General features: G+C 65.4%; 1 pseudogene. It reads right to left on the bottom strand.

The annotated features are described in order from the left end of the window. Positions 1–93: 93 nt before the first annotated feature. A pseudogene (locus VQ044_RS25075) lies at positions 94–1,369 on the bottom strand (transposase); the annotation flags it as partial. Positions 1,370–1,508 lie beyond the last annotated feature (139 nt).

The raw sequence follows: 1,508 nt of genomic DNA, 5'->3' as shown, positions 1-1,508 counted from the left end.
TCTGGGGCATTACCATGTCGATACGTTACCTGCGCCCTCAAGGGTAAATTCCCGGGTGGTCGATGTCTCATCGTCATTGGCACGGAGGGCTGGCCGCTGGCGAAGTTCCCCGCGCTTGCCGTGGAAGATCACGCGGGCCAGCCTGTGGCGGTTCTCGCCGCGGTTGAGCTGAATGAGGATGCGCCGGCGGTAATGCTCGTCGTCGATGAAGCGCAGCAGATAAAGCGTCTTGATCAGGCGCCCCAGCTCCTGGAGCGCACGGGCCAGTTTCGTCGGACGGTCGTTGGTCTGGAGGGTTCGCGTGAGCCCGGCGGCTCGCACGACGCCGAGTTTCAGCGAGCCGGCAAGGCGCAGAAGATCGTCCCAGTGGTCGGCGATGAGGCGCATGTTAATCTTGTTCGACGCGAGATCGTCGAGCAGGCCGTAGTCGGCCTTTCCATTCACCCGCCAGAAGCGGGAGCCACCGATGTCGGCGATGCGAGGGCTGAACTGGTAGCCGAGGAGATGGAAGATTCCGAAGATCGTATCGGTATAGCCCGCCGTGTCCGTCATGATCTCGGTGGGAGAAAGCTCAGTTTCCTGCTCCCAGGACGAGAGCCAGGAGATAAAGGCTGTCGCGCAGCGTTCCGGGTATGGTGATCGCGTTGAGGCCGGTGAACTGGTCGGACGCCAGATTGTACCAGGTGACGCCGCGCTCGTGCCCGAAGTAGCGGGGATTGGGACCGGAATGAATGGTGCGCACGGGCACGACGAAGCGCAGGCCGTCGGCCGAGGCGACGTCGCCGCCTCCCCAGGAATGTGCCAGCGGAACCGCGTTCTGTGCTGCCACCAGCGCGGCGTTGGACGCGGCCAGCGTTTCAGCGCGCAGGAAGTTCTGCTTCACCCAACTCAGGCGCGATCGACGCAGCGCCGGTCTGTCACGCCGCACAAGCGGCTCGAAGCCGATGTTGCAGGCCTCCGACACGAGAACCGCGCTGACGCTCGTCGCGATGTCCTCGACGCGTGAGCCCCCTTCGCTGGCATGGGTAAAGCGATCGGCAAAGCCGGTCCTCGCCTGCATTTCGAGGATGAGTTCGGGCAGATCGACCTGCGGGAGCCGGGCCTCCACCGCAGCACGGAGCGCCACGAGGCTCGGGGGCTCCTCGATCTTGTCGAGCTGCGCGACCGACAGATCGGCGCCGGCGGTCGTCGCCTCGATCGACAGCGCCGGGTTGGCAGGCGCGCGATCGGCGGTTTCCCGATAGGCGAGATCGAGGCGCGCCGAAAGCCGGGTTAGTTCCTCGTCGGCCGACGCCGAGACACCGACCGTGCGGCAGACAGCGGGGCGGGCGGCTTCCCAGGCCGCGCCGGACAAAAGTCCCTTGCGGGGATAGCACACATTGTCGGTTTGCTCGGGCTGTCGCCTGCCTCCGTGAATGATGTCAGCAGGCCGACGCTCTACCGCTATCGCTCCGTGATCCGCGCCCATCTCGCCGTCATGCCCTTCGACGATGCCGGAGAACGTCTGG

It is taken from the genome of Aurantimonas sp. C2-5-R2 (assembly GCF_036549495.1).
Taxonomy (GTDB): Bacteria; Pseudomonadota; Alphaproteobacteria; order Rhizobiales; family Rhizobiaceae; genus Aurantimonas; species Aurantimonas coralicida_A.
Note: the sequence above shows the minus strand (reverse complement) of the source record. Positions and strands in the feature narration are given on the sequence as shown.